Source organism: Azospirillum sp. B21 (assembly GCF_008364825.1).
Taxonomy (GTDB): domain Bacteria; phylum Pseudomonadota; class Alphaproteobacteria; order Azospirillales; family Azospirillaceae; genus Azospirillum.
This window is the reverse complement of record NZ_VTTO01000043.1, coordinates 1-6,927: the sequence shown is the minus strand read 5'-3', so window position 1 is coordinate 6,927 and position 6,927 is coordinate 1. Positions and strand designations below refer to the sequence as shown.

The 6,927-nt window shown below is 66.9% G+C and carries 3 protein-coding genes and 1 pseudogene; 1 reads left to right on the top strand and 3 read right to left on the bottom strand.

The features are described 5' to 3' along the window. Window positions 1-75: 75 nt before the first annotated feature. The 3 genes and pseudogenes from FZ983_RS33740 to FZ983_RS33730 all read right to left on the bottom strand — a co-directional run. Window positions 76-1,695: pseudogene (locus FZ983_RS33740) on the bottom strand (PHP domain-containing protein); the annotation flags it as partial. Continuing rightward, window positions 1,692-3,266, bottom strand: coding sequence for a DNA polymerase Y family protein (locus FZ983_RS33735; RefSeq protein ID WP_149229078.1), 1,575 nt, complete (start codon window positions 3,264-3,266; stop codon window positions 1,692-1,694). The pseudogene FZ983_RS33740 and the gene FZ983_RS33735, both read right to left, overlap by 4 nt. Continuing rightward, window positions 3,154-3,867: a damage-inducible mutagenesis protein gene (locus FZ983_RS33730; RefSeq protein ID WP_282187078.1), complete on the bottom strand. Its 714-nt coding sequence runs from the start codon at window positions 3,865-3,867 to the stop codon at window positions 3,154-3,156. The genes FZ983_RS33735 and FZ983_RS33730 overlap by 113 nt, the downstream gene beginning before the upstream one ends. Before the next feature lie 675 nt (window positions 3,868-4,542). Between FZ983_RS33730 and cas9 the strand changes: the two genes are divergently transcribed. Then, window positions 4,543-6,927 (top strand): type II CRISPR RNA-guided endonuclease Cas9 (gene cas9, locus FZ983_RS33725; RefSeq protein WP_149229076.1); only part of this gene is annotated, 2,385 nt, incomplete at its 3' end.

Below are 6,927 nucleotides of genomic sequence, written 5' to 3'. Positions count from 1 at the left end.
GGCTCACGTCTCATCCCGCCACTATGCCCAGTGCAACAGGAGCTCGCCAGCCCCGCGGTTTATGTGACAATGCCTCCCCAGCGCCAGAATGTCGACCTTCATGATGCGGAGGAGGTCGATGTCGTCCTTATCCCACTCGATGACCTGCCGGTCCTCCATGGCGGCGGGCTCGATCGGCACCAGCTCGTCCAGCCGGTGCTGCGTGAGGACGAAGCCGCCCGGGTGCTGAGACAGGTGCCGGGGCGTGCCCATCAGCTGTTGAGCAAGCTCCAGAGTCAGACGCAGACGCCGGTCCTCCAGGTTTAGGCTCAGCTCCTTCGCGTGCTGCTCCTCGACACCCTCATCCGACCAAGCCCAAATCTGCCCTGCCAGTGCCGCTGTGACGTCCTCGGTGAGCCCGAGCACCTTGCCGACGTCACGGACGGCACCACGCGCCCTGTACCGGGTGACCACCGCCGTCAGAGCTGCACGGTGACGGCCGTAAGTCTCGTAGATCCACTGGATGACGATTTCTCGGCGATCGTGCTCGAAATCGACGTCGATGTCCGGCGGCTCCCGACGTTCGGCCGATACGAAGCGTTCGAACAGCAGGTTGTGACGCTCGGGATCGATGCTGGTGATGCCAAGCACATAGCAGACGGCTGAGTTGGCCGCCGAGCCCCGGCCCTGGCACAGGATGCCACGAGACCGGGCGAACCGGACGATGCTGTGGACGGTCAGGAAGTAGGGCGCGTAGCCCAGCTGGTCGATGAGCCGCAACTCGTGCCGGAGCACGGCCTGGACCTTCTCCGGCACGCCATCGGGATAACGGTCGGCAACGGCGGACCAGGTCAGCTGCTCCAACGACTGCTGCGCCGTCAGGCCTGGAATTACCACCTCCTCAGGGTATTGGTACTGCAGCTCGTCCAGCCTGAACTTGCATCGCTCCACGACCTCCAGCGTACGCGCCACCGCCTCTGGGTGCCGGGCAAAGAGGCGGGCGATTTCTGACGGTGGCTGCAAGAAGCGGTCGGCGTACCGCTCCCGCCGGAACCCAGCGCTGTCGATGGTGCAGCCCTTGCGGATGCAGGTGACGATGTCCTGCATGATGCGCCGTTCCGGCGCGTGATAGAGGACGTCGTTGGTCATCACGGTCGGCACACGGTGGGCCGCGGCCAGTTCTGACAGCAGGTGCAGCCGCAGGACATCGCCCGGTCGCCGGCGGAGCGTCAGGGCCACGTAGCACCGGCCCGGAAAGGTGTGGCGCAGCCGCGCCAGTTGCCGGGCGCAGCGATCGTCCGGTTCGTCCGGCACCAGGATGGCGAGCAGTCCCTCGGCCCAATCGGCGACGTCCTCCCAGGCAAGATCACAAGCGCCCTTCCCTGCCCTGCTTTTCCCGAGCGTCAGCAGCCGGCAAAGCCGGCCGTAGCCCGCCCGGTCCATGGGGTACAGCAGCAAGGCCGTGCCGTCGGTTAGGTCAAGCCGGCTTCCGATGACCAACCGGACGCCGGTCTGCCGCGCCGCCTCGTGGGCGCGGACGATGCCCGCCAGCGAATGCCGATCGACGATGCCCAGCGCGGGGATTCCCAGCGCCGCCGCCCGCGAGAACAACTCCTCGCAGCTGCTGGCGCCGCGCAGGAAACTGAAGTGGGTGGTCACTTGGAGCTCGGCGTATGTCGAGCCTGCGGGACCCCGCCCCTGCTCGGCCGCGCTCATCCGAACAGCCCGTGGATGAACCATCGCATCGGCCCGGTGTCCGGGGAACCTTCCCAGGATCGGTAGAGCCAGAAGCGCTCGCCCGTATGGTCCTCCACGGCATAGTAGTCGCGCGCGGCCGCCATCTCGCGGTCACGCCGCCACCATTCGCCATGGATTCGCTCAGGCCCATCCGCTCGCTTGATGAGCCGGCGCACGCCGCGCCAGGTGAAGGCCATCGGCGGGTGATCGGGCATCAGGGCCATCGTCTCAATGGGCTCCGGTGGCGTCAGCAGGCGTCCCGGCCGCGGCCACTTGGAGGGCCAACCGGCTGGTACCGGCGGCGCCAGGGCGGGGATGCGCGTGACCGACCGCTCAGGTACATCGCTCTCCACCGGCGCGCAGCGGAAAACCCTGTCGTGACCTATCCGGTTGCCCAACACATCGACCAGACCGGCGATAGTGGCCACCTCGTCGAACGTCCCGGGATCGGTCTCCCCGGCCACTAGCCGGCCGACCTCCTCAGCCGATAATTGCTCCGCAAGCGTGGCCGTCAAAATGGCGAGCTCGATCCCGAAGCCCGGATCCACGCTGTCGATGCGCTCAACAAGCAGGCGGGTGAGGTGTGGAGCTGCGCGCACCGGCTTCGCCGTGCCGACGCGGATAGCCTGCACTGTGCCGTCCACGCGGTGCCAGAGTAGGTCCAGCGTCCTGGCGCCCAGCCCTTGCTGCTCCAGCTGTCCACAGAGGTCCTGCACCAGCGCTCCGATGACAGCCTGGAGTGCCTCGGCCGTGCTGATTGGTTCGACCAGACTGCGTCGTGCCTGGACGGTCTCGACCGGTACGACAGGCACGATCGGTTCGGCAACGCGGCCGAAGACCTGATCCAGCCGCCGGCCGGGCAATGTACCGAAACGATGGGCCAGAGGCGCACGCGGCGTCGCCTCCAGATCGCCGACGGTTTCGAAGCCCAGGCGTCGGAGTTCGACGGTCATCTCAGATCCCAGCCGGAGGGCGGCCACTGGCAACGCGGACACCGCCTCCAGCCCATCGTCGATCACAGACACTGGCCGATGGCCGAAGCGAGCGAGCGCATTGGCGGCGCCGGGCGTGCCGGCGATTGCGGCTCGCGCGGTGACGCCCATCGCGGCAAGGCGGCGGATCAGATCGTCGAGCAACGGGCGCTCGCCACCCATCAGGTGGCTGGCACCGGTGATGTCGATCCACAGGCCATCTGGCGGGTCCACGGCCACCATTGGGCTGTAGCGCAGCGCCCACAAGGCCAGCCTGTGCAAGCCCTCGGCATCGGCATCAGGATCGGCGTCGGCAACCGTCAGGTCGGGCACCATCGCCCGCGCGTGCGCGAGTGGAATGCCCCGGTGTAGGCCGAGCCGATGCGCGGCGACGTCCACCGCGGTGATGACGCGCTGCGCGCCGGTCGACGCGACGACGAAGGGTGTGCCGGGCGGCTCGTCGGCCTCAAGTGCCGAACCGGAGCCCGACCGCTCGTGCCGTTCCTTCGATGAGCGTGCCCTGACGCGAAGCCGATCCGTCGGCCAAGTGGGCAGGTAGACCGAGACGACCCTCTTCATCGCAGCCCTCAATGTCCCACTCACCCGCCACGCCCCCACGACACCGCACCAGTTCCACCCGCCATCGCCTGCGGCCTATCCCCGGCGCTGGCAGTGGGCTGGACGGCAGGGCTGAAACGCGCCAACGGGTGACGGCAGCCGTCGGCTGGCCGATCTCGGCGGCAGCCGCGGCCGGGCTGCGCCACCGGCGCAGGATGATGGCTGTGACGCCGGAGTGTTCGGCGGCGATCTGCATGCGTCTGGACGCCACCATGGGGAGCTTGGCCAGTTCACCTACCACGGCCGCCAGTCCGCGGTGGCGCAGCCCCTCCTCCACCAGCAGAGGCAGCGTCCTTTCATCGGGTGCCTCTGCATAAATGACCCGGTTCGGATCCAGCCCGACTTGGGAGAGCGCCGGGGCGTACAGGTCCGACGCCCGCAGGCACCAGAGCACCGGCCCGGTCATTCTGGCCAGGATGCCCGCGGCGAACAGGGTGGCCGCCGCGGCGTGGATCACGCCCAGGTCACCGCCCTCGGCCACCTCGTGGACGGCTCCCAACGCCAGCCCGCCACCTGGCAGCCGATCGTCGACCTCGCTGATCCCGAAGGGTAGCACGCGCATGGCGCGCCGCCCGCCAATCTCCAGCTGGTGGATGCGGTTGCGCAGGTCTTGTAGGGCGGTACTAGGGCGCGGCTCAGGATGCATGTCTCTTGAGACAGAAAGGGAAGGATTATGTTCCCTTTTTGTTCGCCAAAAACAGGAGCACTGTCAAGCTCTGGTTTTTCGCTCCTTGCCCGTCCAGCCCTTGCTACGAGCTAGCGAGACACACCAGGCTGGATGGGTCCCCATATGGAAATCCATTCCGATAGCGGTCGACGGTCAGAATTGCGGCCCCGAAGAGAGCGTCTGGACAGGTCGGCCCGAGGCCAATGAAGAACAGTTGTTTTCCAAGAAGGCACTGTCGTCCAGAACAGCGGAGCGGTGCAAGCTGGAGCAGAGCTTGGGTATCAGAGCTTTGGCATCAAGCCAAAAAGAACGCGGCGGGCCGAAGCCCGCCGCACATCTTGTGCCACAAAGGGGAAACCCCTGCGACGTGTTAACGGAAGGACCCCGATCCCCCAGCGGCTAAGCAAGGTGATTGTCTTTCCGCGAAGAGCATCTCACGGGATTTCGCGATCGTCAATCCAGTTGAGACCTTTTTGCTTCTGGACACGGGTGGGGTGCGCTTAGACAATTCCGCACTTCAGGTGCGAATGCTCCTTTCCCATTCGCATCATGTGCGGGAGGAATTCCTTCGTGTCCAAGCGTCTCCGCTATCGCCTCGCCCTGGATCTCGGCACCAACAGTATTGGGTTCTGTCTGCTGGATCTGAACGGGGATGGCAGGCCCTGCGGGGTGCGCCGCATGGGCGTTCGCATCTTCCCCGATGGCCGGGATCCGAAGTCACAGCAATCCTTGGCGGCCGATAGGCGCTTAGCTCGGTCGATGCGCCGGCGCCGCGATCGCTATCTGCGCCGGCGCAAGGCTCTGATGAACGCCCTGGTCGCCGCCGCCCTGATGCCGGAAGACCTGCAGGCGCGCAAGGCGTTGGAGGGGCTGGACCCCTACGAGCTGCGCGCGGCGGCGGTCGCCGGCCCGCTGCCGGCCCACCAGCTCGGCCGTGTCCTTTTTCACCTGAACCAGCGCCGCGGCTTCAAGAGCAACCGCAAGGCGGCCGGGGATGAGAACGAGGCGGGCAAGGTCAAGACCGGCATTTCCGCTCTGAAGGCCGAGCTGGCCGCCAGCGGCGCCGGCACACTCGGCCAGTGGCTTGCCGCCCGCCATGCCACCCGCCAGCCAGTAAGGGCAAGGCTGACCGGCACGGGGGCCAGGGCGACCTACAGCTTTTATCCGGAGCGTGCGCTGGTCCATGAGGAATTCCAGGTGATCCGCGCCGCCCAGGCGCCGCATCATCCCGGCGTCACCGCCGAACAATGGGACCGGATCGAGAGCGTCATCTTCCACCAGCGCCCGTTGAAGCCGGTGAAGCCCGGCAAATGCACCCTCTATCCGGAGGAGGAGCGGGCGCATTGGGCGCTGCCCATCGCCCAACGGTTCCGCATCCTGCATGAACTGCACAATCTGCGCATCGTCCGGCCGGGGCAGGGGGAGGAGGGGCTGTCGCCGGCCGACTTCGACCGCTTCTATGACCGGCTGTGCCGCAAGGGCGATCTGACCTTCAAGACGCTGGCCAAGGAGCTGAAGCTCCCACCCGACGCCCGCATCAATCTGGAGGACGACAAGCGTGACCGGCTGAAGGGCGACGCCACCGCCGACGCGCTGTCGGCCGAAAAGGGCAAGCGCCGGCGAATCGGCGCGGCTTGGCACAGCTTCCCGGCCGACCGTCAGCGCGAGATCGTCGGCCGCCTGATCGATGCCGAGGATGAGGGAGAACTGGCGGCCTGGCTGGTGGAGGAGCTGGGGCTGCCGTGGGAGGTGGCGATCCTGACGGCCGAGCGGCCGGGCCTGCCCGACGGCTATTGCCGACTGAGCGAAAAGGCGCTGGAGCAGGTGGTGCCGCTGATGCACGAGGAGCATCTGCCCTATGACAAGGCGGTTCGCGCGCTCGGCCTCCATCACTCCGATTATCGCCCGGACGAGCTGCTGGGCGAACTGCCCTATTACGGCCTGCCGCTGGAGCGCTTCATCGCCTTCGGCACCGGCGAGGCGGACGACCCGGCCGAACTGCGGATCGGCCGCTTTCCCAATCCGACTGTCCATGTCGCGCTGAACGAACTGCGGCGGGTGGTGAACCGGATCATCCGGCGCTGGGGCAAGCCGGAGGAGATCGTGGTGGAACTGGCCCGAAATCTGAAGCAGAGCCGAGCCGACCGCGACAAGGAACAGCGTGAACAGGCGGAAAAGCAGAAGAAGAACTGGACGCGGACCCAGCAGCTTCGCGAATTGGGGATGGAACCGACCGGCGAGGCGCTGCTGCGGCTGCGGCTGTGGGAGGAGCTGCCGCGGATCGGCAGCGCCCATGTCTGCGTTTATACCGGCCAACCGATTAGTATGACGCAGCTGCTGCAAGGCGATGTGGATGTCGATCACATCCTGCCCTTCAGCCGGACGCTGGCCAGCGGCGCCGACAACAAGATCGTCTGCCACCGTCGCGCCAACCGCATCAAGCGCAACCGGACGCCGTGGGAGGCGTTCGGCGTCGTCTCCGCCGACGGCTATGATTGGGCGGCCATCGCCGAACGCGCCGAGTCGCTGCCCAAAAACAAGCGCTGGCGCTTCCTGCCCAACGCGATGGAGCGGTTCGAGGACGAGCGGGGATTCATCGACCGGCAGCTGGTGGAGACCCGGCACCTGTCCAGGGTCGCCCGCGAATATCTGGGCTGCATCGTGCCGCTGGAGAAGGTGCGGGCCGCCCCCGGCCGGCTGACAGCGATGCTGCGCGGCCGCTGGGGGCTGAACGCTATCCTGTCCGACGCCAATCTGAAGAACCGGGCGGATCACCGGCACCATGCCGTCGATGCCGCCGTGCTGGGGGTGATCGACCAGCGGCTGGTGCAGAGGGTGGCCGACGCCGCCAAGCGGGCGGAAGAGAAGGAGCTGGAAAGGCATCGTCACATTAACTTGATCGAGACCAAGAAGGCGGCTGCAGCAGCCCGCCAACGCCCATCAGGCCATCTTGCG

What these genes read in the sequence shown, in the direction of transcription:
- FZ983_RS33735 (WP_149229078.1), bottom strand. Translation starts at nt 3,266, where the DNA reads ATGAAGAGGGTCGTCTCGGTCTACCTGCCCACTTGGCCGACGGATCGG.
- FZ983_RS33730 (WP_282187078.1), bottom strand. Translation starts at nt 3,867, where the DNA reads ATGCGCGTGCTACCCTTCGGGATCAGCGAGGTCGACGATCGGCTGCCA.